Origin of the sequence: Streptomyces sp. NPDC005808 (genome assembly GCF_042871385.1) — a bacterium.
Taxonomy (GTDB): Bacteria; Actinomycetota; Actinomycetes; order Streptomycetales; family Streptomycetaceae; genus Streptomyces.
In genome coordinates this window covers 179,171-201,547 of sequence record NZ_JBIAIK010000012.1, presented here as the reverse complement: position 1 = coordinate 201,547, position 22,377 = coordinate 179,171, and the positions used below count along the sequence as shown (strand labels likewise).

Sequence of the window (22,377 nt, the reverse complement as noted above, 5' to 3'; positions counted from 1 at the left end):
GCCAGGACAACTGCCAGGACAACTGCCAGGACAACTGCCCGGACAACTGCCCGGCCTGGCGCACGCGGACTACCCTGTCCCACCCCCCACGCCGGAGGTGGGACAGGGGCCGGCCGGCGGCTGGGAGGCACTCCTCGGCGATGTCGGGACACAGCCCTCCAAGGGGCCCGAAAAGGCCGCCTGAAATGCGGGTTTCCGACCGCAAGGGGGGCGCGCAAGATCCCCGGAACGGACATGCGAAACTTTTCACATGAGTGCTGCCTGCCGCGCCGACCAGCGTTCGAACCGCACCCGCAGTCGTGCCGCCCTGCTGACCGCGGGCGCCGCGGTCGCGGCTCTCGCGCTGTCCGCGTGTGGTTCCGGGGGTACGTCGGGCGGCTCGGGCAACACCAACTTCGTCGCCGGCGAGGACGGCATCTCCACCGTCGCCAAGGGTGACCGGACCGCCGCGCCCGACCTTTCCGGTGAGACCGTCGACGGCAAGCAGCTCGACGTCGCCGACTACAAGGGCAAGGTCGTCGTCCTCAACGTGTGGGGCTCCTGGTGCCCGCCGTGCCGCGCCGAGGCGCCGAACTTCGTCAAGGTCGCCAAGGACACCGCGGACCAGGGCGTGCAGTTCGTCGGCATCAACACCCGTGACCCCAGCACCGCTCCGGCCAAGGCCTTCGAGGAGGAGCAGGGGATCACGTACCCCAGTCTGTACGACCCCACGGGCAAGCTGATGCTCCGCTTCAAGAAGGGCACGCTGAACCCGCAGGCGATCCCCTCCACGCTCATCATCGACAGGGACGGGAAGATCGCCGCCCGCACGCTGCAGGCCCTCAGCGAGGACAAGCTGCGCGAGATGCTCGCTCCCGTCCTCGCGGAGAAGTGACCTGACGTGTCCCTTCTCGCCGCCTCCACGGATCTCGTGACGTCCGCGCACCTCGCCGCGTCCGCGCATCCCGGGGCGTCCTCCGGCCTTGGCACGACGCTTGCCGAGGGGGTGACCGGCAAGAACGAGACGGTCTACAGCGGGGCTCTGCTGCTCGCCCTGCCGATCGCCATGCTCGGCGGACTCGTCTCCTTCTTCTCGCCGTGCGTACTGCCGCTCGTGCCCGGCTATCTGTCGTACGTCACAGGGGTCAGCGGCACCGACCTGGCGGAGGCCAGACGGGGGCGGATGGCGGCGGGCGCGGGTCTGTTCGTGCTCGGCTTCACCGCCGTGTTCGTCTCCGGCGGGGCGTTGTTCGGCTTCTTCGGCGCGACCCTCTACGAGAGCTCGGGCACGCTGAGCAGAGTGCTCGGCGTCCTCATGATCCTCATGGGTGTCTTCTTCATGGGGATGATGCCCTGGCTCACCCAGCGCGAATTCCGTTTCCACAAGCGGCCGGTGGCCGGCCTGGTGGGCGCTCCGGTACTCGGCGCGCTCTTCGGGATCGGCTGGACCCCCTGCATCGGCCCGACCCTCGCCTCCGTGCAACTGCTGTCCATGGAACAGGCGAGCGCCGGCCGGGGGGCCATACTGACCGTCGCGTACTGCGCCGGCCTCGGCGTGCCCTTCGTCCTCGCCGCGGTCGCCTTCCGCAAGGCGCTCGGCGCCTTCGGCTGGGTCAAGGCCCACTACACGTGGGTGATGCGCATCGGCGGCGGCATGATGATCGCGACCGGCCTCCTCCTGCTGACGGGCGCGTGGGACAGCCTCGTACAGCAGATGCAGGTCTGGTCCGAAGGCTTCACGGTAGGGATCTGATCGATGAGCACCACTGACACCGGCAAGACGGCGACCGACGGCACGGGCGAGGCCCCGCAGGACACCGATGAGGCGCCGGATCCGGTGCCCGCCAGCCGGCACGTCGGTGTGAGCGCCGACGGGGAACTCGGCGCGGCCGGATCCCAGCTTTCCACCGCCCCGGTCGACACCGTCGTCCCCGGCTCCTTCGGCGGCGTACGCAAGGCGGGTGCCGCCGGATGGCTGGCCTGGACCGGGCGCGAGATCTTCGGCTGGGCCCGCTGGTTCTGGCGGCAGTTGACCTCCATGCGGATCGCGCTGCTCCTGCTGTTCATGCTGTCGCTGGGGGCGATCCCCGGCTCGCTGATCCCGCAGTCCGGGACCGACGCGGTGAAGGTGCAGGACTTCAAGGACGCACACAGCCTGCTCGGGTCCGTCTACGACAAGCTCGGGCTGTTCCACGTCTACAGCTCGGTGTGGTTCTCGGCGATCTACATCCTTCTCTTCGTCTCGCTCATCGGCTGCATCGTGCCGCGCACCTGGCAGTTCGTCGGGCAGCTGCGCGGCCGCCCGCCGGGCGCGCCCAAGCGGCTGAACCGGCTGCCCGCGTACGCCACCTGGCGCACCGACGCCGAGCCGGAGCAGGTCCGTGAGGTCGCCCTCGGGGTGCTGAAGAAGCGGCGCTTCCGGGCGCACCTCGCAGGGGACGCCGTCGCCGCAGAGAAGGGCTATCTGCGCGAGACCGGCAACCTGCTCTTCCATATCGCGCTGGTCGTGATGCTCGTCGCCTTCGCCTGGGGCCAGCTCTTCAAGTCCGAGGGCAACAAACTGATCGTCGAGGGCGACGGCTTCTCCAACACGCTCCTGTCGTACGACGACTTCAAGTCCGGCAACCTCTTCTCCACCGACGACCTCACGCCGTTCAGCTTCGAACTGGACAAGTTCACCGGTACATACGAGGAGACCGGCCCCAACAAGGGCACCCCTCGCACCTACCAGGCGGACATCACCTACAGCGTGGGCGCCGAGGGCAAGGAGCAGAAGACCACGGTCAAGGTCAACGAGCCGCTGGAGATCGGCGACTCGAAGGTCTACCTCGTCAGCCACGGCTACGCGCCCGTCGTCACCGTCCGGGACGGCAAGGGCAAGGTCGTCTACTCCGAGCCCGTGCCGATGCTGCCGCTCGACTCGAACGTCACCTCGCAGGGCGCGATCAAGGTCATGGACGGCTACCGGAACGCGAAGGGCGAGAAGGAGCAGCTCGGCTTCGCCGCCTTCTTCGTGCCGACCTTCGCGGGCGCCGGCGAGGGCGACATGTTCTCCCAGTTTCCCGCGCTCAAGAACCCCGTGCTCGCGCTGAGCGGCTACCACGGCAGCCTGGGGGTCGACTCGGGCCTTCCGCAGAACGTGTACCAACTGGACACCTCCCAGATGAAGCAGTTCAAGGACTCCAAGGGCGAGATCCTCAAGTCGAGGCTGGCGCCGGGCGAGACCATGACGCTGCCGAACGGCGCCGGCTCGATCACCTTCGAGAAGGACATCAAGGAGTGGGCCGGCTTCCAGGTCACCCAGCAGCCCGGCAGTGACTGGGCGCTGGCCGGAGCCTTCACCGCGATCTTCGGTCTCGCCGGGTCGCTCTTCATCCAGCGCCGCCGTGTCTGGGTGCGGGCCACCAGGGGCGCCGACGGTGTCACCGTCGTCGAGATGGCGGGCCTTGGCCGGAGCGAGTCCACGAAGCTCCCCGAGGAACTCGGCGACCTGGCCGCGCTCGTGCACGATCAGGCGCCCACCAAGCCCCACAAAGCCGAAGCCGAAGCCGAAGCCGAAGCCGATGCGGATGCCGAAGCCGCAGACGCAGCCGATGCCGCAGCCGATGCCGCAGCCGAAGCCGAAGACGCAGACGACCTCGATCCCGACCTCGCTCCCGCTCCCGATCCCGACGCCGAACCCCCCGTACCTGCCGCCGGAAAGGCTGAGAAGCAATGACTCTCGCCACCGCCACCACTCTGGCCACGGCCACCAACGAACACCTCGCCAACATCAGCAACACGCTGATCTACTCCGCGATGGCCGTCTACACGCTGGCCTTCTTCACCTACATCGCCGAGTGGATCTTCGGCAGCCGCAGCAAGGTCGGCCGCACGGCCGCCGCGCTGACCTCCCCGCGGAAGGCGGGGGTTCCCGCGGTCACGGTGAAGCAGGCGGGCGGCACCGCGGTCCTCGACCGGCCCCAGGTCGTCACCCGGTCCGCGGCCGGCGCCCGTGACGTGCCCGACGGTCCCGGCGCGCACGGTGGGGACGAACAGGGCGACCTCTACGGACGTATCGCGGTGTCTCTCACCGTGGTCGCCTGGGCCGTCGAGACGGCCGGGGTCCTCGCCCGCGCTCTGTCGGTGGAGCGGGCGCCGTGGGGCAACATGTACGAGTTCAACATCACCTTCTCCACCGTCGCCGTCACCGTGTACCTGGTGATGCTCGCGCTGAAGAAGAACGTCCGCTGGCTCGGCCTTCCGCTGGTCACCACGGTCCTCCTCGATCTCGGTCTCGCCGTCACTGTCTTGTACACCGCCAGTGACCAATTGGTTCCCGCGCTCCACTCGTACTGGCTGTACATCCACGTCTCCACCGCGATCCTCTGTGGCGCCGTCTTCTATGTGGGCGCGGTCGGCGCCCTGATGTACCTCTTCAAGGACAGCTACGAGAACAAGCTGGCCACCGGTGGCAAACCGGGCCGTTTCGCGACCTCCGTCATGGAGCGGCTCCCCGCGTCGGCCTCGCTCGACAAGTTCTCCTACCGCGTGAACGCGGCCGTCTTCCCGCTGTGGACCTTCACGATCATCGCGGGCGCGATCTGGGCGGGCGACGCCTGGGGCCGCTACTGGGGCTGGGACCCCAAGGAGACCTGGGCGTTCATCACCTGGGTCGCCTACGCCTGCTACCTCCACGCCCGGGCCACGGCCGGCTGGAAGGGCCGCAAGGCCGCGTACATCGCGCTGATCGCCTTCGCCTGCTTCCTCTTCAACTACTACGGCGTCAACATCTTCGTCACCGGCAAGCACTCGTACGCCGGCGTGTAAGTCCCGGCGAGTCCCGGCGAGTCCCTGCAAGTCCCTTCAAGTCCCTGTAAGTCCCTTGCGGCGAAGGCCGGTTGGCGTGACGCGGTCACGGGAACCGGCCTTCGCCGTACGGAGTGCCGGGCGGGACCTCGGGCTCGGCCGTCAGGGCAAGGCGCCGCGGCCCCGTCCACGGCGGCTAGGCAGGCGGCAGGCACTCCTTGGCCGGTGGGTTTCCCTCCGGCCAGGCGATCTCGACGAAGCGGGCCTTGCCCTCGGGGGTCAGTTCCACGATCGGGACGGCTTTGTCGTACGGGTTGCCGTGGACGTCCAGGCAGATCCAGCCGCTCGCGCCGCTCACCCGCTGGGAGCCCTTCGTCAGGGTCCACTGGTTGGCGACGTCGGCGATGGGCGGGACGGTCTGCCCGTCGGCCGTGGCTTCGCGGATGCCCTGTACGGCGAGTGTCATGGCGTCGTACGCGATGATCGTCTGTCCGTCTTCGAGGGAGACGTCGCCGATGGGGCCGACCGGCTTCCGCTCGCCGGCGGCCAGCAGTTCGTCGAGCACCTTCGCGTCGGCTGCGCTTCCCCCGCTCGTCGGCGCGTCCTTGGCGAGCCAGGCGTCCGGGTGGGCGAGCGCCGTGTAGCGCACGGAGATGCGGTGCTGGAGGGCGGTGCGGTCGAGGTCCTTGTCGCCGGTGAGGTAGGAGCCCTCGTCCCCGGTGAGCAGGGTGAAGCTGCGGTCCTGGCAGCCGCGGTCGCCCAACGCGTTGATGAACTGGCGCAGTTGGGTGTGCCGGCCCGCGAACAGGATGGTGTCGGTGGCGGGCGCCGTGTCGCAGACGAGGTGGGTGATCTGCCGGAAGGTGTTGGCGGTGGTGCCCTCCTCGCTGCGGTCGTTGGGCGGGGTGAACGGCTGCGGCTGGTAGGGCGAGCCCTGAAGCAGCTTCTCGAAGGACTGCTGGAGTGTGCGCGAGTACGGATCGCCAGGCTTGTCGTAGACCAGGAGCGCCTTGCCGGGCGAGACGTCGGCGAAGGAGGCGAGGGCGCGGGCCTCGTCGGTGTTGGTGGGGGAGACACGGGCGAGCCCGGGGTAAGGGTCCTTGCCGTCCTGCCCGTTGGCGAGGTCGTCGGCCGTGATGGAGGAGCCGATCACCGGGATGCCGAGCCGGGTGAGCTCCTTGACGGCCTTCTTGTTGTTCTCGGTGCTCAGGCCGACGCCGGTCACCGCGCGCAGCCGGTCGGGCCCGGTGGCCATCTCCGCAAGCCGGCCGACCGTGTGCTGCCACTGCGCGCCGGTGGCACCGGGGTTGGCCAGCACGAGCCGGATCTTAGGGGTCTGGTCGTTGGAGTCGTGGTTGGCGCGGTACTGGGCGAGATAGGCGCCCTGGAGCTCGTGCAGCGCGTCGCCCAGGTTGTCCGCGTCGGTCGCCGTGAAGGGTTCGAGCAGGGCGACGGTCACCCAACTGCCGGGCTTGAGGCTCCTGTTCTCCGCGTCGATCGCCCGTACGGCCTCGGTGAACTGGGAGCGGCCCCAGTCGTACGAGGTCGCGGAGACACCCACGCACTCGTCACTGCCCTCGGGACGCTCGACGCCGGGGGCGCAGGAACGGTCGTCCTGCGCGAGCGTCGTACCGCCCCAGACGCCGAAGGCGACGAGGACGGCCGCCAGCAGCAGGGCGATGTACCGCCGGAACCGGATCTCCCAGACGTCCTCGCGCAACCACACCCACAAGCGCGCCATTTACCCGCCCCCGTCCTGCGTCATGAGTCGGCTCCGTCGTCCTGCTGTGTCATGAGTGGCTACGCCGTCCTGCCGTGTCATGAGTTGGCTACGTCGTCCCGCGTCATGAATCGGCCTCGCCCTCGTCGTCCTCGTCGCCCGGGACCCGGAAGGGCCGGCCAGCGAGCGCGTCCGCCGGCCAGTCCCTGGAGGCCCGCCACAGCAGGGCGTTGCCCGCGGGCCGCAGATTCGACAGCTGCTCCAGCTCGAACCGCAGCCGTTCGGTCACCTTCGGGTCCGGCAGCACCAGCGGGTCGGTCAACTGCCAGACGGCGTGCAGGAGCCGGCGCACCCGCAGATGCAGTACTGCGTCCACGCTGTCCGGCGGGGTCTGCGCGGCGTCCGTGCGGCCGAGCGCGACGGCTGCCCGGTGGTCGTGGCCGTCGAAGTCGCGGCCGTCCGGATCGTGTGCGTGGTAGTAGGGCGCCGAGGCGATGAAGACCAGCGCCGACAGCCAGGCGCGGGTGTCGACGCGGTGGAAGGTGTCGCGGAGATAGGAGACCGCGAAGTCCGGCTTGCCCAGGGCGAGTTCGTGATGCAGCCGGTACTGGGCGCGGCCGGGATGGTCATCGCTTCCGGGCACGTCGGTGTAGTGGTCGATGAGGGTGCGGTGCGCGGCCCGCCACTGCTCGTGGCCGGGGTCGCGGTGGTGCAGTCGCAACAGCAGCAGGGCGCGCAGGAACGGGTCGCCGACGAACTGTTCCGCCGCCACCGGCCAGCCCTCCTCGGCGAGCCGAGCCTCCAGGCCCAGTACCCCCGACGCGCCGAAGTCGTCCGGGAGTTGGGCCTGAGCCAGTACGCGCGCCGAGTCGGGGTCGTGGGCGGCGGCCAGCACGGTCAGCTCGTCCAGGCCCTCGCCCGGCACCAGCTTGTCCAGGAGCTCCTGGTAGGCGGCCCGCCCGTCATGGTCGTCCAGCAGGGCGACGTCGGTGGTGAGCAGCGCGCCCAGGGTGGTGGCCTCGGGGAGGTTCTGGTGGGCGGACTCGGCGAGCACGGCGATGCCCAACGGGTTGCCGCCTGTCAACCGGTGTGTGGCGTGCGGGAGTTGAGGCGGAACGGGGACGTCGCGGCAGGTGGCGCCCACGATGTGCAGGGTGTCGTCCGGAGTCAGCGGCGGAAGCGACACGAGCAGCGCGCGCGAGGAGGGCGAGGTGTCCGGCGTCCAGTCGCTGCGCCGGGCGACGTCGGGCAGGGTGCGGCGGACCGCGTTGCGGAGCGCCGGATGGCTGTATCCCCGTAGGGAGGTGAAGAAGACGACCTGGTCGGCGATGCCGTCGGCGCGGTCCCGCAGTACCGACTCCATGAGACCCCGGCCTGCCGACGCCTGCACGTTGTCGACGAGGACGACGGGGCGGCCGAGCCGGTGCGAGCGCTGCAAGGCCCCCGTGTACGCGTCGTCGAGGTCCGCCAGCAGGGCTCGTACGAGATAACGCTCGGCGTGCGTACGGGAGTTGCCGCCCGCCCGGAAATGCCGGGAGAGAAGAATCAGCCCCAGCTTCGGGTTGCCGCCCGCGTTCGGGTAGTCGCGGTACCAGGCCGCCGCCCTGCGCAGCCGGTGGTGGGTGGGGGAGACGCCCTCCGAGAAGGCCTCCAGCGTCGCCTCGATGATCGGCTCAAGTACCGGCCCCGTACCGGACATCGAGGCGATCAGCTTGGCGACGACCTTGTTCACCCAGCGGTTCGCGAAACCGGAGAGCCAGGAACCGGACTCGTTCAGCAGCAGGATCCGCTCCGCCTCCTGCCGGATGCGCGGCAGGTCACGGTCGCTCCAGCCGCTCGCCGCGACGGCCAGCAGCCCGGCCGCGAGCCGCGGGAAACTGATCCGCTTGGCCCCCGTCACCGGCTCCGCGAGCTGCTCGGCGATCGTGGTGAGCGCCTGCGCGAGGGGCGACCAGGACTCGGCGGGACGCTCCTGCGGCGGCCCGGCGAACTGCGCCTCCTCGCCGTCCACCAGCGCGACCGGCGTATGCCCCTTGCAGGCATTCCGCAGCTCGGTGAGCAGCGCGCTCTTGCCGAGGCCCCGGCCGCCCGCGAACACCACGAAGGGCAGTTCCTTCTGGTGCTCGTACGGTGTCGAACGGTGCTGGTACGGACGCAGCCCGACGAGCCGTGGAGCGAGACCGGGCGGATCGCTGTCGAACAGCGCCCCCCGGCCGTGCAGCCCTCTGTGCACCGCAACTCCCCCCGGGGCGGTCCGATCCGATGTGCTGCTGTGAGGTGTATCAACACCAGTGTAAAAAGGGGGACTTGGTTCGGGATAGGGCGCCCGGTGACCGTTGGGTTACGAAAGTTCGCTGTCCGTCAGTGCACTGCGATCGAGTCGAGCTTCTCCCGCAGGTACACATGAGAGTCCACGGGCGGGTACGCGACCTGGCCCACCGGCGCCGGTACGGACTCGACGAGCGTCCCCGGGGTGCACTCGCCGAAGTAGACCAGCGACATCAGCTCCTCGGCCGGCACGTCGGCCGGCGGCGGCAGCACGCGGTGCCGGCCCGAGCGCCACCTGTCGCCCGTCCAACGGGCCATCAGATCCCCGATGTTGATGGTGAACGCCGCCGGGTCGAAGGGCGCGTCCTCCCAGCCGCCCTCGTCCGTGAAGACCTGCAGCCCGCCCTTGCCGGCCTGCCGGTCGAGGATCGTGACGGTCCCGAAGTCGGTGTGCGGGCCGATGCGGAACTGGTTCTCCTGCGGTTCACCGATGATCTCCGTGCCCGGATACCAGTTGATGTTGAAGCCGTACGTCGGATGGTCCATGTGCTTAGTGAAGAAGTCCGGCTCCAGGCCGAGGGCCTCGCCGAGCAGGGCGAGCAGGTGGTTCTCCAGCTCGCCCATCCTCGTCAGGTACTCCTCGCACAGCTTCCGCAACTCCGGCGCCTCGGCGGGCCAGACGTTCGGCGCGTACCACTCCGCGTTGGTCTCCGGATCCTCGAACGCCTCGTGCGTCGCGAAGGTCAGCGACTCCTTGAGGTCGGGCGGGGTCTCCGTACCCTCCGAGTACCCGTTCGCCTCGGCACCCGGGCCGAGCCAGCCACGGCCGCCGACTCGGGCGGCGTACGGCTGCTTCACGTCGACGGGCATCCGGAAGAAAGTCCGCGCCGCCTCCCGGATCGCGGAGCGCAGGGCCGGGTCGACGCCGTGCCCGGTGACCAGCAGGAAACCGGCGGTCTGGAGGGCCTGGTCGACGGTGCGGGCGATGTCGGCGCGGGCGGCCGGGTCGCCGGAGAGCCAGGGGCGCAGGTCGATGGTGGGGACGCGGGGGGTGGCGGGGGTGGCCTCGGGCTTGGTGGGGGCCTGGGGTTTGGCGTCGGCCTCGGGCTTGGGGGCGGCGTCAGTCACCGATGTCCTCGTTCCAAAGGTCTGGGCGGTCCTTGATGAAGTCGCGCATCAGGGCGGTGCATTCAGGGTCGTCGAGGATCACGATCTCGACACCGTGTTCGGCGAGCCAGTCATGCCCGCCGTGGAAGGTGGCCGACTCGCCGATGACGACCCGGGAGATCCCGAACTGCCTGACCAGACCACTGCAGTACCAGCAGGGGGAGAGGGTGGTCACCATCGTCGTACCGCGGTAGGAGCGCTGCCGTCCCGCGTTCCGGAAGGCCGCCGTCTCCGCGTGCATGGACGGGTCGTCGTCCTGGACGCGGAGGTTGTGGCCGCGGCCGAGGAGGGTGCCGTCCGTGCCGTACAGCGCGGCCCCGATGGGGATACCGCCCTCGGCGAGCCCGGCGCGGGCCTCGGCGAGGGCGGTGGCCAGCCAGGTGCGGGCCTGTGTCTGGGCCAAGGGGTGATCGGGATCCATGGGGTGATCCTCGTCCACGGGGTGATCCGGGTCCATGGGGGATCCATGCCTCCACTGTCCGGTAGCGCAAACGCCGGGGCAACGTGTGGATCCCCAACCCTCCCGGGTCACCAGCCCTGCCCCGCCCCCGCGTACTGACGGGCCGAAAGGACCCCGATTCCCGCAGGCTGCCGATGGTCCAGGCATCGATACCGAAGGCAGAAAGTCGCGACGACTTGCGGCGCAAGCCCGCTCTCCCTCCCCCACGCCCAGATCCACGATTGGCAGATCTGTCCCACGGCTCGGGGCAAAACCCCAGGGGGGAGAGTCCATCTCTGGGACGGATCTGCCAAACACGCCCCGGTCCGGGGAGGTGGGGACGGGGGTGTCTGCGCCGCCAGTCCGGCCAGGGCACGGGCCGGGCGTGGCACCGCAGTCGGTCTCGTCGCCCGAGACGCACCGTGCCTCGTACTCAGGTTCCGCTGTCGCGTCCTGAACGATCGAATACGGCACGTAGCGGAAGACCCGACGGCGGCTGCCCGGCATGTCGTGGCCTGTCCGCAGATGCCGGGCAGCCGCCGTCGTCCCCGTGCGTGACAGCAAGAACCCGCACGGCCCGGTGTTGGTCGTCGACCGCGGGGCGTGGGCGTTGTTCGTGTCGGCCGTGCGGCGGTAGTCAGGGCCCCTCCGGCTTCCGCGCGAGGACGAAGGCCTGCGGTGTCTTCTCCCACCCGTCCGCCTCGCGCACCAGCCGGGCGACCTCGACGAGCCCCGCCGCGCGCAGCAGTTCGGCGACGCGATCGGGAGGGAAGCGGTGGACTTCGAGGTCCAGGTCATGGCCGTACGCGTGCGCCAGATGCACGTGGTCGTCGCCCACCTTGAAGGCGATGAGGAGATGACCGCCGGGGGCGAGGACGCGGTGGAACTCGCTGAAGAACAGCGGTAGTTCGTCCACCGGTGTGTGCACGGTGGAGTACCAGGCGAGGGCCCCGGCGAGAGAAGCGTCCTTGATGCCCAGGGCCGCCATCGAGCCGACCTCGAACCGCAGATGCGGATGGTCGCGCCGGGCCACCGCCACCATCCCCGGGGACAGGTCGACGCCGAACGCGTCGACGCCGAGCGCCTCCAGGTGCGCGGTCACCTGGCCCGGCCCGCACCCAAGGTCCGCGACGGGCCCCCCACTCGCCCGCACGTGCTCGGCGAACGCGGCCAGCATCGCGCGGTCCAGCGGCTTGTTCTCCAGCTCGGACCGGAGGAGGTCGGCGTATTCGGCGGCGACGGTGTCGTACGACGCCCTGGTGGTGTCCACGTGAGAGGCCATGGCCGGAAGGTTAGAGCCAGGATCTGACAGCACCGTCGTCATTCTGACCGCACCGTCGCCATATTGGATCCTGTATGCCATTCTGTGGCGATGACCTATGGCGACGACGCGACAATCAGCGACATCCTCACCGGCGCCGGAGACATCTGGGCCGTGGTCGGACTGTCCAGCAACCCCGAACGAGCCGCCTACCGCGTGGCCGAGAAGTTGCAGCGCATCGGCAAGAAGGTGGTGCCTGTGCACCCCAAGGCCGAGACGGTGCACGGTGAGCAGGGCTACGCCTCGCTCGCGGAGATCCCCTTCCCGGTGGACGTGGTGAACGTGTTCGTCAACTCCAGCCTGGCCGGCGACATCGCCGACCAGGCGGTGACGCTCGGCGCGAAGGCGGTCTGGTTCCAGATCGGCGTCATAGACGTGGACGCCTACGACAGGACCCGTGAAGCCGGCCTGCGGATGGTGATGGACCGCTCCGCGGGACGGGAGATCACCCGGCTCGGGCTGATCTGATCCGGACCTTGCCGGGCTGATCTGATCGGGACCTTGCCGGGCTGATCTGATCGGGACCTTGCCGGGCTGACCTGATCCGGACCTTGCCGGGCTGACCTGATCCGGACCTCGCCGGGGCTGGGAGGGACTGGGCCGGGCTGGGAAAGACTGGGCGTGCTGGGTGGAACTGGCCGTGGTGGGCGGGGTGTTGGCCGGCCCGCCTCTCCTACCTGTTTCCGCTCAGGCCTCGTCGTCGCGCTCGCGCCGCTTCAGTTCGTCCTCGCGGCGCTGGAGGTCCGCCTCCCACTTCTTGAGGAGCGCCTCGTCGTCCTTGCCGTCACCCTTGTTGTCCTTGTTGTCCTTGTTGTCCTTCAGGGACTTGAGGAACTCGGGGTTGTCGTCCGGCGCGACGAACCCCGTGCGCTGGTCGCGGCGCCATGCGGAAGGCGCGGCTCCGTCCGCGGGCGTCCTGCGCGGCCGGCCCGCGACCAGCCAGGCGACCGGGCCGACCAGCACCTCGCCGAAGAGCAGGATGATGATCACCCACACCACCTTCGGCAGGCCCCGCACTTCCTTCTCCGGCGTGTTCAGGCAGTCGATGAAGGCGTAGATCCACAGCGCCAGGACCAGCAGGAAGGGCAGATACCTGAGCATGTGTGGACGTTCCCCCAGTGAGCGGCGGCGGAGCGGCGAAGGGCCCCGGTGACGGGCACAGGTTATCGGGTGGCCGATACTGGGTCGCATGGCTTACGACGATCTTCGCTCCCTGTTGCGGGCCCTGGAGCGCGAGGGCGACCTCAAGCGCATCAAGGCCGAGGTGGACCCGTACCTGGAAGTCGGGGAGATCGTCGACCGGGTGCAGAAGGCCCAGGGCCCGGCGCTGCTCTTCGAGAACGTCCGCGGGTCGGCGATGCCGCTCGCGATGAACGTCTTCGGGACCGACCGGAGACTGCTGAAGGCCCTCGGCCTCAAGTCGTACGGCGACATCTCCGACAAGATCGGCGGGCTGCTGAAGCCCGAGCTGCCGCAGGGCTTCGTCGGGGTGCGCGAGGCCTTCGGGAAGCTCGGCGCGATGACCCACGTACCGCCGAAGAAGGTCAAGGACGCGCCGGTCCAGGAGGTCGTGCTGCGGGGCGAGGACGTGGACCTGGACCAGCTTCCGGCGCTGTTCACCTGGCCGCAGGACGGCGGGTCCTTCTTCAACCTCGGGCTGACCCACACCAAGGACCCCGACTCCGGCATCCGTAACCTCGGGCTCTACCGGCTCCAGCGCCACGACAAGCGCACCATCGGCATGCACTGGCAGATCCACAAGGACAGCCGCAACCACTACCAGGTGGCGGCGCGGCGCGGTGAGCGGCTGCCGGTCGCCATCGCCTTCGGGTGCCCGCCCGCCGTGACGTACGCATCGACCGCGCCGCTGCCCGGCGAGATCGACGAGTACCTCTTCGCCGGGTTCATCCAGGGCAAGCGGATCGAGATGGTCGACTGCAAGACGGTGCCGTTGCAGGTGCCCGCGAACGCCGAGGTCGTCCTCGAAGGGTGGCTGGAGCCCGGCGAGATGCTCCCGGAGGGGCCGTTCGGCGACCACACCGGGTTCTACACGCCGCAGGAGCCCTTCCCCGCACTGACCATCGACTGCGTGACGATGCGGAAGCGGCCGCTGATCCAGTCGATCGTCGTAGGCCGCCCTCCGACGGAGGACGGACCCCTCGGCCGGGCGACGGAGCGGTTCTTCCTCCCTCTCCTCAAGATCATCGTGCCGGACATCGTGGACTACCACCTGCCCGAAGCGGGAGGTTTCCACAACTGTGCGATCGTCGCGATCGACAAGAAGTACCCCAAGCACGCCCAGAAGGTGATGCACGCTGTGTGGGGGGCGCACATGATGTCCCTCACCAAGCTGATCGTGGTCGTCGACTCCGACTGTGACGTCCACGATCTGCACGAGGTGGCGTGGCGGGCCCTGGGCAACACGGACTACTCCCGCGACCTCACCGTGGTGGAAGGTCCGGTCGACCACCTCGACCACGCCTCGTACCAGCAGTTCTGGGGCGGCAAGGCGGGCATCGACGCGACGAGGAAGTGGCCCGAGGAGGGCTACACCCGGGACGGGGGCTGGCCCGAGATGGTCCTTTCCGACCCGGAGACGGCGGCGAAGGTCGACCGCCGTTGGAAGGAGTACGGACTGTGAGGTCCCTGAACGGCATGAGGGAGTACGGACTGTGAGTTCAGCTTCCGCGGCGCTCCCGCAGCCGGGCCGCACCAAGGCGTTCCTGCGTCTCGTCATGATCGAGCACTCGGTGTTCGCGCTGCCCTTCGCCTACATCGCCGCGCTGACCGCGATGTTCCAGTGGGACGGCAACATCCACTGGGGACGGTTGCTGCTCGTCACCGTCGCGATGGTCGGGCTGCGCACCTTCGCCATGGCGGCGAACCGGATCATCGACCGCGAGATCGACGCCCGCAATCCCCGCACGGCCCATCGCGAACTGGTCACCGGCGCGATGACCGTGAAGCACGCCTGGACCGGCGCGCTGGTCGCCCTCGTCTTCTTCCTCGGCGCCGCGGCCCTGCTCAACCCGCTGTGCCTGGCCCTCGCGCCGATCGCGGTCATCCCGATGGTCGTGTATCCCTACGGCAAGCGGTTCACCAACTTCCCGCAGGCCATCCTGGGTCTCGCCCAGGCCATGGGCCCGATCGGCGGCTGGCTGGCGATCAGTGGGGAGTGGTCCTGGACCGCGGTGATCCTCGGACTCGCCGTCGGCATCTGGATCGGCGGCTTCGACCTGATCTACGCCTGCCAGGACGTCGAGACGGACCGCGAGGTCGGCGTGATGTCGGTGCCGGCCCGCTTCGGGATCCCCGCCGCCGTCTGGGGTGCGCGCGCCTGCCACACCGTCACCACGGCTCTGTTCGTCTGGTACGCCCTCGCCACCGACGCAGGAACGTTCTTCTGGGTCGGCCTGGTGATCGTCGCGGGCGCCTTCCTGTACGAGCACTCCATCGTCAAGCCGCACGACCTGTCGCGCCTGAACCGCGCGTTCTTCAGCGTCAACGGGTTCATCGGCATCGCGCTGTTCGCCTGCGCCCTGCTCGATCTTCTGGTGCGTGGACTCACCGTATAAGCGCGGCGGATTCACCGTATAAGCGTGGCGGACTCACCGTATAAACGCGGGTGTGGCGGTGGTCCGGCGCCGGAACACGAACGCCGCCGCCACCCCCGACACCAGGCCGACCAGGTGGCCTTCCCAGCTGACGCCCGTCTGCGTCGGGGCCAGGCCCATGAGGATCGAACTGCCCCAGACCGCGCCGACCAGCAGGCCGACCAGGACACCCAGCGGGCGGCGCTCGACGACGCCGCTCACCAGGAGGAAGCCGAACAGGCCGAAGATCAGGCCGGAGGCGCCCGCGGTGTTGGTGTTCGCCGGGGATATCAGCCAGACGCCCAGACCGTCCGCGACGATGATCATCGCGCAGACCGCGGCGAACCGGCGCAGCCCGCCGAGGGCCGCGAGGAAGCCGAGGACCAGCAGCGGCACGCTGTTGGCGGCGACATGGCCGAAGCCGAAGTGGATGAAGGACGCGGGCACGACATCGACCAGCTCGGAGGCCCTGCGCGGGACGATTCCGAGGCCGTCGAGGGCGTGGCCGCTGACCACGTCGACCACTTCCAGCAGCCACAACAGGGCCACCCAGCCCACCATCACCTTGGCGGCGGCCCGTGCCCGATCGCCCCGCGTCCACTCAAGTGCCGTACCCGACCTCGTACCAGTCATGGCAACCCCCACGGTCAACTCGTCCCCTCCGGGGAACGCTCCAGCACCCTTGGCCGGTTCCCACCCCACGACGCCGGATAGGCTCGGCACCATGAACCCAGGACAGACGCAGCGCCGGCCTTGGATCGTGGGGGTGTCGGGCGCATCCGGTACCCCGTACGCCGCCGCTGTGCTGCGCGCGCTTCTGGATGCGGGGGAGAGCGTGGACCTGGTGGTCTCCCGCGCCTCCCGGCTCACCCTGCTCGACGAGACGGGGCTCGCCTTCCGGGACGCCCACTGGCAGCAGGACCTGCGCGAATGGCTGGCCAGGGGCGCAGACGGCAAGCCCGACACCTTCAGCGCCTTCAAAGGACGTAGCGAAGGACGTAGCGAAGGACCTATCGATGCCGTACGGCACTGGGGTGCGCGTGATCTGGCGGCCGGGCCGTCCTCCGGCTCGTACCCCACGAAGGGCATGCTCATCGTGCCCGCCTCCACGGCCTGCGTGGCCGGAGTGGCCCTCGGCCTCTCGAAGGATCTCCTTCAGCGCGCCGCGAGCGTCACCCTCAAGGAGGGCCGCAAGCTGGTCGTCGCGGTCCGCGAGACGCCGCTGAGCGGGCAGACACTGCGGCAGCTGGTCGCCCTGGACGACGCGGGCGCGACGGTGCTGCCGGCCTCGCCGGGGTTCTACGCGGGGGCCACGCACATCCAGGACCTGGTGGACTTCGTCGCCGGACGGGTCCTCGACGCGGCGGGTGTCGAGCACAGCCTGTACCGGCGGTGGGAGGGCGAACTCGGCGGGGGTTCGCGCGACACCTGAGCACTGCGCAGCTCGCAACAGCACTGATAAGTACGCAATTTCAGGCATTCAGCACTTTCAGGAACTCTTCAGCGGAAGGCTATCGAACGCATGGACGCGGTGGACAGGCAGCTCATCCAGGCCTTGAGAGAGAACGGCCGGGCTTCCTACGCGGAACTGGGGCGCCTCGTCGGTCTGTCGGGACCCAGCGTCACCGACCGCATCAACCGGCTGGAAGCGGCCGGTGTCATCACCGGCTACCGCGCCACCGTCGACTCGGCCTCGCTCGGTCTGGGCGTGATCGCCCTGATCGGCATCTCGCTCTCCGACGCCGCCGACCACGAGGACGTGGCGCGCCGGATGCGGGACCTGGGCGAGATCGAGGACTGCTGGTTCATCGCCGGCGACGACTCGTTCATGCTCAAGGTGCGTGCCAGCGACGTGGACGGTCTGGAGAAGACCATCCGGCGCCTGTCGGGAACGAAGGGCGTCTCCAGGACCCGTACGACCATCGTGCTCTCCACGAAGTGGGAGAACCGGGTGGGAGAGCTGCCCGAAGAGGAATAGGTAGCGGGGCGTACGGTTGACAGGGTTCGTCACTAGGAGAGGCAGAAGTATGGATGTCGGGCTCAAGCGCGAGCTGGAGGACAAGGTCCGGGCCGGTGAGCGGCTGACCCGTGAGGACGGCATCGCGCTGTACGAGTCGGACGACCTGGCCTGGCTCGGCGGTCTCGCCCACGAGGTGCGGATGCGGAAGAACGGCGACGTCGTCCACTTCAACGTCAACCGCCACCTCAACATGACGAACGTGTGCACCGCGTCCTGCGCGTACTGCTCGTTCCAGCGCAAGCCGGGCGAGAAGGACGCGTACACGATGCGGATCGAGGAGGCCGTCCGTCTCGCCAAGGCGATGGAGGGCGAGAACCTCACCGAGCTGCACATCGTCAACGGCCTGCACCCGAACCTGCCGTGGCGCTATTACCCGCGCTCGCTCAGCGAGCTGAAGAAGGCCCTCCCGGACGTCTCGCTGAAGGCCTTCACGGCCACGGAGATCCATCACTTCGAGACGATCTCCGGGCTGTCGGCCTCCGAGATCCTCGACGAGCTCATCGACGCCGGTCTGGAGTCCCTCACCGGCGGGGGCGCCGAGATCTTCGACTGGGAGGTCCGGCAGCACATCGTCGACCACCGCACCCACTGGGAAGACTGGTCGCGGATCCACCGGCTCGCGCACGAGAAGGGTCTCAAGACCCCGTGCACGATGCTTTACGGCCATATCGAGGAGCCCCGCCACCGCGTGGACCACGTGCTGCGGCTGCGCGAACTCCAGGACGAGACCGGCGGTTTCCAGGTCTTCATCCCGCTGCGCTACCAGCACGACTTCGTGGACGTGAAGGACGGCAAGGTCCGCAACCGCCTCCAGGCGCGTACGCAGATGGCGACCGGTGCGGAGGCCCTCAAGACCTTCGCGGTCTCCCGGCTGCTCTTCGACAACGTGCCGCACGTCAAGGTCTTCTGGGTCATGCACGGCGTGCAGACCGCGCAGCTCGCCCTCCAGCACGGCGCCGACGACATGGACGGCTCGGTCGTCGAGTACAAGATCACGCACGACGCCGACAACTACGGCACCCCGAACAAGCTGACCCGCGAGGACCTCCTCGACCTGATCCGCGACGCCGGCTTCCGCCCGGTCGAGCGGAACACGCGGTACGAGATCATCCGCGAGTACGACGGTCCGGACCCGGCACGCCGTGAGTCCCCCCAGCCGATGCGGGTCTGAGCGGGCGCGCACGGTGGCACTGACCTTTCAACTGGACCCGCCTGTTGGTCCGGAGCTGCGGGACGGTGTGATCGGCCTGTGGGCGGACGTGTCGAACGCGGGCGGCTCCGTCGGCTTCGTCCCGCCGGTGGACGTCGAGGACATCCGGCCCGAGTGGCGCAAGCACCTCACGGCGATGGCGGACGGCCGCACCCGGCTGCTGGTGGGATTTGACGACAACGACAACGACAACGACGGCGGCGCCGTCGCCGCCACCGCGTTCTTCAGCTTCAACACACACCGGCTGATGAAGCACTGGGTGTGGCTGTACACGGTGATGGTGCATCCCAGGCACCAGGGCAAGGGGTACGGGCGGGAGCTGCTGGCCGCCGCCGAGGAGGCCGCCGCCGGCTTCGAGGGTATCGACGCGATACGGCTCACCTGCCGGGGCGGCGAAGGCCTGGAGCGGTTCTACGGCTCGTGCGGCTACAAAGAGGTCGGCCGGGTGCCCGGTGCGATCCGGGTCGGGCCCGGCGACGACCGGGACGACATCACGATGCTGCTGACGCTCGCCGCCCATGGCTGAGGATGCGTGTCCGCTGCCCGAGGCCCGCCTGCAAGATCCGTGGCTGAGGATGCGTGCCCCCTGCCCGAGGCCCGCCTGCGAGATCCCTGTCCCGCCGTGCTTCACTGGACGGTGCCCTTTGGGATGTTCCAAACGGATTCGGATCGGAAGAGTGGATTGACATGGGCCGCTACACGCTGATGCGTCTTGGAGTCTTCGCGGGCTGCCTCGTGGTCGTCTGGGGTCTCGTCTCCCTCGGTCTCGCCCCGCGCGGTTTCGGTGACTCCAACTACATGTGGATCGTCCTGCTCTCCCTGCTGATCTCCGCCCCGATCAGCTTCGTCGTGCTGCGCAAGGAGCGGGACCGTGCCTCCGCCCAGGTCGTCGCCCGCGTCGACCGCGTCAAGGCCAACCTGGAGCAGAACCGCAGCCAGGAGGACAGCGTGGACGACGCGGCCCGCGGCGGCGCGCAGGGTCAGCCTTCTTCCTGAAAGCACCCTGCGCACGGTCGGCGGCAGCCGATCGTACGCTTGCGCGCATGGGTGCTGTGAAGAGCGACATGGGTGCTGTGAAGAGCAAACGGATGCCGCGGGCGGTACGTGAGCAGCAGATGCTGGACGCGGCCGTACGGACCTTCGGGCAGTTGGGGTACCGGGCCGCGTCGATGGACGAGATCGCCGAACTGGCGGGCGTGTCCAAGCCGTTGGTGTATCTGTACCTGAACTCGAAGGAAGAGCTTTTCACCGCCTGCATCCGGCGTGAGGCCGAGGCGCTCACCGGCGCCGTCATGGCGGGCGTACAGCCGGAGCTGCCCGCCGACCGCCAACTCTGGGACGGACTGCGGGCGTTCTTCACGCACACCGCGGAGAACCCCGACGGCTGGTCCGTGCTGCACCTCCAGGCGCGTACGCACGGCGAGCCGTTCGCCGCCGAGGCCGACGTGATGCGCGAGGAACTCGTCGCGTTCGTCACGCGGTTGATCCTCGTCGCAGCCCGTGAGGCACACCGCGACCCGTCGCTGGCGGAGGGCGAGGTCGCCGGGCTCGCCGAGGCGTTGGTCGGCGCGGCCGAGTCGCTCGCGGCCTGGGCCAACGCGACGCCGGGCGTCTCGGCGAAGCAGGCCGCGGCGACCTTGATGAACTTCGCCTGGGCGGGCCTCGGTGACCTCATGGAGGGGCGCCCCTGGTCGCCGACTGCCGAGGAACCTCAGTCCAGGTAGCCCCACGCCTGTGCCATCGGCCGCAGGCTCTCGGGGATCTCGCCCGGGTCCGGCAGCGCACGCCCCGGCTGGACGCTGCCGCTCTTGATCTTGTCCGTCCAGTCGCCGATGCCCTTGGTGAAGGTGCCGTGGTCGTGTCGCCCGTACTCCGTCATCGTGGGCTCCCACGGGATGCCGAGACGCTCGCAGAGCGCGCGGGTCGACGATTCGGGGTCGGCGGTCAGATCCTCGTAGCGGATGGTGTGGCCGGACAGGTGCTGTCTCGCCTCTTCCAGGGTCCGCATGTACTCGAGGGTGTGCCGCACCGCCTCCTCCATGGGCCGCTTCTCGGGGGAACCCTCGTGCCAGGAGCGGGCGATCGAGTAGGGGTGCCGGATCAGGAACACGAAGCGTGCGTCGGGCCAGCAGGTGGCGAGCCGGTTCCAGATGAACACGTTGCTCGGCGTCTTCTCGACGAGGAACTCCTTGCCGCTGACCGCGAGTTCACGGTGCAGCAGCCGGTCCCAGAGGATGTGCTCGACGTCGGCGAGATTGTGGCCCGCGGCCTCCATCGCCTGGTTCGCGGGCTCCGTGGTGAAGCGGACCGTGACGCGGCGGAAGTGGGTCTCGTGCGGGGAGTGCAGCTGCGAGTGGCTGTTCAGCAGGACGCGCAGGAGGGTCGAGCCCGAACGCGGCGCGGAGAGCACGAACACCGGTGCGCGCAGCAGCCGGTCCGTTTCGGGGCGGGCGGGCGGTCGGGCACTCGAGGTGACCTTGCCGGCCGGAGGCCTGGTGGACGGGGCCCCGGCGTGGGGGAGGGGTCTGCGCGCACGGGTGACGCGCAGGCCGGTACAGCTCTCGAACGCGGACTTCGCCGTCCGCTTCAGGTCCTTGTTCCAGGTCATGTGTGCGTTTCCTTTTCCAGGAAGGCTGCCGAACGCTGGGACCTGCCCGGTTCGAGCCAGTGCGCGACCTCCGGATGGACGGTGACTTCCACCCCGGTACCGGCCAGCACGAGCGGCAGGGTGTGCAGGGTGGAGGACAGGCTGATCAGGGTGTTGGCGACCGGGCCCTTCAACAGCTCCAGTTCCAACGGGAGTTCGGGTCGTACGATGTCCAGCTCGGCATGCTCGGCGATGAGCCGCAGCTTGTCCGGGTCCTCGCGGCGGTCCGCGAAGTAGCGTTCCGCGTTCACCTGGTCGGCGAGGGAGATGACCGCTCGTATGTAGTGCTCGAAGTCGATGTGGCCGGTCTCGGCGAGCGAGCTGCCGAGCAGGTCGACGCCGGGGTGGACCTGGGGCGGCCCGTACCGCTGCCGCGCCCAGCTGTAGGTGTTGACCGAGGTGATCGAGCCGGGTGGCAGCTCGAGATCGGCCGGCCGGCAGGAGAAGACCTCGAGGTGCCCGCCGCCCTCGGGGGCTATCCGGCGTGCGAGGCGGACAGCAGCCGCCGAGGCGGGTCTCTTTCGGTGCCGGCGGACCGGCGGCAGGCTGTCGGCGAGCAGACCGCGGGAGAGCTCCAGGGTCGCCGTGCCGTCGTCGACCAGCACGAGGTCCGGTCTTCTGGCCAGTGGCAGCAGCCGCTGGACCATCTTCGAGAACGGGTCGCCGATCACCAGGCGCTCCGCCCCGGCCAGCTTTGCCACCAGCGCCGCCGGGGCGCGCGGGAAGCCGACCGGGACCCTGCGGATGTCGTACAGACCGACACCGATGCCCTCCGCGCGCGCCAACCGCGCCATCACGCCCAGCTGGTGGCGGGCGGCCGGGTCGCGCGGCAGCAGGACCGCCGCCTCGCACCTGTCGGGATCCGGCGCACCGTCGTGCTCGCCCAGGGCCCACTCCAGCAGGTTGAGGAACTGCAAGGGGTTTTCGACGAGCGCGAGAGTGCGGGTCATGGTCTTCCCTCGGTGTCGCGGATCACGAAGTTCTGGCGGGCGCGCGGATCACGGAGCCCCGCAGGGTGCGCATGACCGTGCGGGGCGAGGACGTGCGGACGATGCTGTCTGAGGAGTATGTGACGGTGCTGTGCGAGGACGTGCGTGACGCTGTGATGTGAGGGCGTGCGTGACGGTGCTGGGCGAGGACGTGCGGGCGGTTCTGTGTGAGGACGAGCTGACGGTGCTGGGCGAGGACATGCGTGACGCTGTGGTGCGAGGACGTGCGTGACGGT

At 69.3% G+C, this 22,377-nt stretch carries 22 protein-coding genes and 1 pseudogene; 14 read left to right on the top strand and 9 right to left on the bottom strand.

The features are described 5' to 3' along the window. The first annotated feature begins 250 nt into the window (after window positions 1-250). The 4 genes from ACFYPC_RS25865 (at window position 251) to ccsB (ending at window position 4,788) form a co-directional block, all read left to right on the top strand. Complete coding sequence (locus tag ACFYPC_RS25865; RefSeq protein ID WP_388680525.1) at window positions 251-874, top strand: TlpA family protein disulfide reductase; 624 nt, start codon at window positions 251-253, stop codon at window positions 872-874. Window positions 875-1,045: 171 nt separating this feature from the next. Next, window positions 1,046-1,732: a cytochrome c biogenesis CcdA family protein gene (locus tag ACFYPC_RS25860; RefSeq protein WP_388680688.1), complete on the top strand. Its 687-nt coding sequence runs from the start codon at window positions 1,046-1,048 to the stop codon at window positions 1,730-1,732. A gap of 3 nt (window positions 1,733-1,735) precedes the next feature. Then, window positions 1,736-3,697 (top strand): cytochrome c biogenesis protein ResB, encoded by a 1,962-nt coding sequence (locus ACFYPC_RS25855; RefSeq protein WP_388680523.1) that lies wholly within the window; start codon window positions 1,736-1,738, stop codon window positions 3,695-3,697. Then, complete coding sequence (gene ccsB, locus ACFYPC_RS25850) at window positions 3,694-4,788, top strand: c-type cytochrome biogenesis protein CcsB (RefSeq protein WP_388680520.1); 1,095 nt, start codon at window positions 3,694-3,696, stop codon at window positions 4,786-4,788. Before ACFYPC_RS25855 ends, ccsB begins: the two co-directional genes overlap by 4 nt. 175 nt (window positions 4,789-4,963) lie before the next feature. Here the strand turns inward: ccsB and ACFYPC_RS25845 are convergent, their stop codons facing one another. From ACFYPC_RS25845 to ACFYPC_RS25830, 4 genes are all read right to left on the bottom strand, one after another. Next, window positions 4,964-6,508: a hypothetical protein gene (locus tag ACFYPC_RS25845; RefSeq protein WP_388680518.1), complete on the bottom strand. Its 1,545-nt coding sequence runs from the start codon at window positions 6,506-6,508 to the stop codon at window positions 4,964-4,966. Window positions 6,509-6,611: 103 nt separating this feature from the next. Beyond that, complete coding sequence (locus ACFYPC_RS25840) at window positions 6,612-8,720, bottom strand: hypothetical protein (protein ID WP_388680515.1); 2,109 nt, start codon at window positions 8,718-8,720, stop codon at window positions 6,612-6,614. 128 nt (window positions 8,721-8,848) lie between these two features. Then, entirely contained in the window at window positions 8,849-9,790 is a 942-nt protein-coding gene (locus tag ACFYPC_RS25835; protein WP_388680686.1) for an isopenicillin N synthase family dioxygenase, read from the bottom strand. 85 nt (window positions 9,791-9,875) lie between these two features. Then, window positions 9,876-10,343 (bottom strand): nucleoside deaminase, encoded by a 468-nt coding sequence (locus ACFYPC_RS25830; RefSeq protein ID WP_388680683.1) that lies wholly within the window; start codon window positions 10,341-10,343, stop codon window positions 9,876-9,878. A gap of 556 nt (window positions 10,344-10,899) precedes the next feature. On the opposite strand from ACFYPC_RS25830, the pseudogene ACFYPC_RS25825 reads away from it, so the two are divergent. Continuing rightward, a pseudogene (locus ACFYPC_RS25825) lies at window positions 10,900-10,998 on the top strand (DUF397 domain-containing protein); the annotation flags it as partial. On the opposite strand, the gene ACFYPC_RS25820 reads toward ACFYPC_RS25825, so the two are convergent. Next, complete coding sequence (locus ACFYPC_RS25820) at window positions 10,999-11,643, bottom strand: class I SAM-dependent DNA methyltransferase (protein WP_388680513.1); 645 nt, start codon at window positions 11,641-11,643, stop codon at window positions 10,999-11,001. A 90-nt stretch (window positions 11,644-11,733) separates the two neighbouring features. Here ACFYPC_RS25820 and ACFYPC_RS25815 point away from each other — a divergent pair, with 90 nt between their 5' ends. Further along, entirely contained in the window at window positions 11,734-12,150 is a 417-nt protein-coding gene (locus ACFYPC_RS25815; protein WP_388680510.1) for a CoA-binding protein, read from the top strand. 219 nt (window positions 12,151-12,369) lie between these two features. Here ACFYPC_RS25815 and ACFYPC_RS25810 read toward each other — a convergent pair whose 3' ends face one another. Continuing rightward, entirely contained in the window at window positions 12,370-12,783 is a 414-nt protein-coding gene (locus ACFYPC_RS25810; protein ID WP_388680508.1) for a PLD nuclease N-terminal domain-containing protein, read from the bottom strand. A gap of 88 nt (window positions 12,784-12,871) precedes the next feature. Here ACFYPC_RS25810 and ACFYPC_RS25805 point away from each other — a divergent pair, with 88 nt between their 5' ends. Beyond that, on the top strand, window positions 12,872-14,323 hold the full coding sequence (locus tag ACFYPC_RS25805) for a menaquinone biosynthesis decarboxylase (protein WP_388680505.1): 1,452 nt from the start codon (window positions 12,872-12,874) through the stop codon (window positions 14,321-14,323). Window positions 14,324-14,354: 31 nt separating this feature from the next. Next, the gene (gene mqnP, locus ACFYPC_RS25800; RefSeq protein ID WP_388680503.1) at window positions 14,355-15,257 is read left to right on the top strand and encodes a menaquinone biosynthesis prenyltransferase MqnP; all 903 of its coding nucleotides are present in this window, start codon (window positions 14,355-14,357) and stop codon (window positions 15,255-15,257) included. 33 nt (window positions 15,258-15,290) lie between these two features. Here mqnP and ACFYPC_RS25795 read toward each other — a convergent pair whose 3' ends face one another. Beyond that, window positions 15,291-15,908, bottom strand: coding sequence for a rhomboid family intramembrane serine protease (locus ACFYPC_RS25795; protein ID WP_388680500.1), 618 nt, complete (start codon window positions 15,906-15,908; stop codon window positions 15,291-15,293). A gap of 91 nt (window positions 15,909-15,999) precedes the next feature. On the opposite strand from ACFYPC_RS25795, the gene ACFYPC_RS25790 reads away from it, so the two are divergent. From ACFYPC_RS25790 to ACFYPC_RS25765, 6 genes are all read left to right on the top strand, one after another. Next, entirely contained in the window at window positions 16,000-16,707 is a 708-nt protein-coding gene (locus ACFYPC_RS25790; protein WP_388680497.1) for a UbiX family flavin prenyltransferase, read from the top strand. Between the two features lie 90 nt (window positions 16,708-16,797). Then, entirely contained in the window at window positions 16,798-17,253 is a 456-nt protein-coding gene (locus ACFYPC_RS25785; RefSeq protein WP_384374448.1) for an Lrp/AsnC family transcriptional regulator, read from the top strand. 49 nt (window positions 17,254-17,302) lie between these two features. Continuing rightward, the gene (mqnE, locus tag ACFYPC_RS25780) at window positions 17,303-18,466 is read left to right on the top strand and encodes an aminofutalosine synthase MqnE (protein WP_385738901.1); all 1,164 of its coding nucleotides are present in this window, start codon (window positions 17,303-17,305) and stop codon (window positions 18,464-18,466) included. Window positions 18,467-18,479: 13 nt separating this feature from the next. Beyond that, the gene (locus tag ACFYPC_RS25775; protein WP_388680494.1) at window positions 18,480-19,031 is read left to right on the top strand and encodes a GNAT family N-acetyltransferase; all 552 of its coding nucleotides are present in this window, start codon (window positions 18,480-18,482) and stop codon (window positions 19,029-19,031) included. Window positions 19,032-19,192: 161 nt separating this feature from the next. Further along, window positions 19,193-19,501 carry a DUF4229 domain-containing protein gene (locus ACFYPC_RS25770; protein ID WP_388680491.1) on the top strand — a complete coding sequence of 103 codons (309 nt, stop codon included), beginning with the start codon at window positions 19,193-19,195 and terminating at the stop codon, window positions 19,499-19,501. A 68-nt stretch (window positions 19,502-19,569) separates the two neighbouring features. After that, complete coding sequence (locus ACFYPC_RS25765; RefSeq protein ID WP_388680680.1) at window positions 19,570-20,229, top strand: TetR/AcrR family transcriptional regulator; 660 nt, start codon at window positions 19,570-19,572, stop codon at window positions 20,227-20,229. Here the strand turns inward: ACFYPC_RS25765 and ACFYPC_RS25760 are convergent. Both ACFYPC_RS25760 and ACFYPC_RS25755 read right to left on the bottom strand, forming a co-directional pair. After that, entirely contained in the window at window positions 20,217-21,113 is an 897-nt protein-coding gene (locus tag ACFYPC_RS25760; RefSeq protein ID WP_388680488.1) for a sulfotransferase family protein, read from the bottom strand. The two genes, ACFYPC_RS25765 and ACFYPC_RS25760, sit on opposite strands and share 13 nt — an antisense overlap. Further along, a complete protein-coding gene (locus ACFYPC_RS25755) occupies window positions 21,110-22,102 on the bottom strand; it encodes a hypothetical protein (RefSeq protein ID WP_388680485.1) in 993 nt (330 codons plus the stop codon). Before ACFYPC_RS25755 ends, ACFYPC_RS25760 begins: the two co-directional genes overlap by 4 nt. Between the last annotated feature and the right edge of the window lie 275 nt (window positions 22,103-22,377).

Coding starts and splice junctions, on each gene's coding strand:
- ACFYPC_RS25770 (WP_388680491.1), top strand. CDS start 19,193: ATGGGCCGCTACACGCTGATGCGTCTTGGAGTCTTCGCGGGCTGCCTC.
- ACFYPC_RS25755 (WP_388680485.1), bottom strand. CDS start 22,102: ATGACCCGCACTCTCGCGCTCGTCGAAAACCCCTTGCAGTTCCTCAAC.
- ACFYPC_RS25860 (WP_388680688.1), top strand. CDS start 1,046: ATGCTCGGCGGACTCGTCTCCTTCTTCTCGCCGTGCGTACTGCCGCTC.
- ACFYPC_RS25760 (WP_388680488.1), bottom strand. CDS start 21,113: ATGACCTGGAACAAGGACCTGAAGCGGACGGCGAAGTCCGCGTTCGAG.
- ACFYPC_RS25805 (WP_388680505.1), top strand. CDS start 12,872: ATGGCTTACGACGATCTTCGCTCCCTGTTGCGGGCCCTGGAGCGCGAG.
- ACFYPC_RS25790 (WP_388680497.1), top strand. CDS start 16,000: ATGAACCCAGGACAGACGCAGCGCCGGCCTTGGATCGTGGGGGTGTCG.
- ccsB (WP_388680520.1), top strand. CDS start 3,694: ATGACTCTCGCCACCGCCACCACTCTGGCCACGGCCACCAACGAACAC.
- ACFYPC_RS25810 (WP_388680508.1), bottom strand. CDS start 12,783: ATGCTCAGGTATCTGCCCTTCCTGCTGGTCCTGGCGCTGTGGATCTAC.
- ACFYPC_RS25795 (WP_388680500.1), bottom strand. CDS start 15,908: ATGACTGGTACGAGGTCGGGTACGGCACTTGAGTGGACGCGGGGCGAT.
- ACFYPC_RS25855 (WP_388680523.1), top strand. CDS start 1,736: ATGAGCACCACTGACACCGGCAAGACGGCGACCGACGGCACGGGCGAG.
- mqnE (WP_385738901.1), top strand. CDS start 17,303: ATGGATGTCGGGCTCAAGCGCGAGCTGGAGGACAAGGTCCGGGCCGGT.
- ACFYPC_RS25785 (WP_384374448.1), top strand. CDS start 16,798: ATGGACGCGGTGGACAGGCAGCTCATCCAGGCCTTGAGAGAGAACGGC.
- ACFYPC_RS25765 (WP_388680680.1), top strand. CDS start 19,570: ATGGGTGCTGTGAAGAGCAAACGGATGCCGCGGGCGGTACGTGAGCAG.
- ACFYPC_RS25845 (WP_388680518.1), bottom strand. CDS start 6,508: ATGGCGCGCTTGTGGGTGTGGTTGCGCGAGGACGTCTGGGAGATCCGG.
- ACFYPC_RS25830 (WP_388680683.1), bottom strand. CDS start 10,343: ATGGATCCCGATCACCCCTTGGCCCAGACACAGGCCCGCACCTGGCTG.
- ACFYPC_RS25865 (WP_388680525.1), top strand. CDS start 251: ATGAGTGCTGCCTGCCGCGCCGACCAGCGTTCGAACCGCACCCGCAGT.
- ACFYPC_RS25820 (WP_388680513.1), bottom strand. CDS start 11,643: ATGGCCTCTCACGTGGACACCACCAGGGCGTCGTACGACACCGTCGCC.
- ACFYPC_RS25815 (WP_388680510.1), top strand. CDS start 11,734: ATGACCTATGGCGACGACGCGACAATCAGCGACATCCTCACCGGCGCC.